Annotated in this window: 1 protein-coding gene; it reads left to right on the top strand. The window is 48.0% G+C overall.

Features of this window, described 5'->3' with window-relative positions; translation table 11 throughout:
- Positions 1 to 33 precede the first annotated feature (33 nt).
- Positions 34 to 1,790, top strand: a 1,757-nt coding sequence (locus AB4161_RS22535; protein WP_372084363.1) for a tandem-95 repeat protein, incomplete at its 3' end; no start/stop codon positions are given.

The raw sequence follows: 1,790 nt of genomic DNA, 5'->3' as shown, positions 1-1,790 counted from the left end.
GGTGTAACAGAGCAAGTCGTGGTGACGTACACGATGAGCGATGAAAGTGGCGAGCCGATCACATCGACCGCGACTATTACTGTCACCGGTACTAACGACAGGCCAATCGCTCGCAATGACAGTGGGTCTATTAACGAGGATGCGACTTTAGCAGTAGATGCATCAATAGGGTTACTGAAAAATGATAGCGATATTGATGGCGATAACCTCGAAGTCATTGGTATTCGGACAGGTGCTGAAAATGCATCAAATAGCACAGCTGGAACTGTAGGATCTGGATTAACCGGTAGCTTTGGCACTCTGATTGTTAACGAAGACGGTAGTTACAACTACGTTGCTGATAATGCGGATAGCTTAAAAGCTGGTGAGCAGGTGTCTGAAACGTTCACTTATACGATAAGTGATGGTAAGGGGGGGATGGATACTGCGACCTTAACTATTACGGTCACTGGCACAAATGATGGACCAAAAGCAACTGATGATAGTTACAACGAAAGTAGCGAGACGTTACTTTTCTCCGAGTCATTTGAACAAATGATAAACACTGGCAGATGGACAGTTGTGACTGGTGATGATCTTGGCGACTGGAATGCGACCAACGGGCTAGAGGTTCAGCGTGATGGTCTAATTGCTGATGCAACTCATGGTGACTATCTTGCTGAACTCGACGCTCACAAAAACACTGAAATTTCAACGATTATAGACACTTCAGGTCAAGATAGTATTCGGGTTGAATTTGACTATAACCCTCGCCAAGATGGTAACTCGTCTTCTGATATGGTCTTTAAAATCGGTGACACCTCGGTCACGGTACATGCGGATGGGACCCTTTCCGGTGCTAATGGACTTGATATTCAAATAAGCCTACCAGATGCTAATGGTTGGTACCGTGTTACCGCCGAGCTGGAGGTGCAAGCTGATAGTACGGAGTTAGCATTTGCAGGAGATGGTGCTTCAGATAGTCTTGGGGCTTTGATTGACAACGTTATTGTAACGGGGATCAACCAACCTGAGCTCGTTACGCGTGAAGATGAGCCTATTACGATCCCATTCGCAGAGTTGTTAGCGAATGATACTGATATCGATGGTGATGTTCTTTCAATTGTTGTTGGTTCAATAACGTCTGAGGTCAATGGCACATTATCGGTTGACTATGTAAACGAAACGATCACATTCACACCAGATCAAGACTACAACGGTGAGGCAACATTCCAATATACAGTCACTGATGGAAATGGTGGCGAAGACCAAGCGACAGTGACATTAAATATCACACCTGTAAACGACGCGCCCGAACTCAATGTCGATACCGGCGAGGTTGGTGAAGACGCAACTTTAACCGTTGGTGCTGGTAACGGTTTACTATCCAATGACTCCGATGTCGATGGCGACTCATTGAACGTCACGGGTATTTTGAACGGTACCACGGGCACCGCGACCGCAGTGGCAGAGAGTGGCGATACGTTGATCAGCAATGATTACGGCACATTGACCATTCGTGCCGATGGCAGCTATAGCTTTGTGGCGGACGGCAGCGATTCTCAAGCGTTGGCCACAGGAGCGACCGCGGACGTGGTGTTCAGCTACACCGCAAGCGATGGCACGGTCAACCAAACCAATACCTTAACCATTACCGTGACAGGCACCAACGATGCGCCTCAGTTAACCGCCGATGTGGGCGAGGTGAATGAAGACGCGACCTTAACGGTCAGTGCAGAAGACGGCGTGTTGGCCAATGACAGCGATGTCGATGGCGACTCATTGAACGTCACGGGTATTTTGAACGGTAC

Origin of the sequence: Vibrio sp. 10N.286.51.E5 (assembly GCF_041469125.1) — a bacterium.
Lineage (GTDB): Bacteria > Pseudomonadota > Gammaproteobacteria > Enterobacterales > Vibrionaceae > Vibrio > Vibrio crassostreae_C.
The sequence above is the reverse complement of the archived record's forward strand: the minus strand, read 5'-3'. Positions and strand labels throughout refer to the sequence as shown.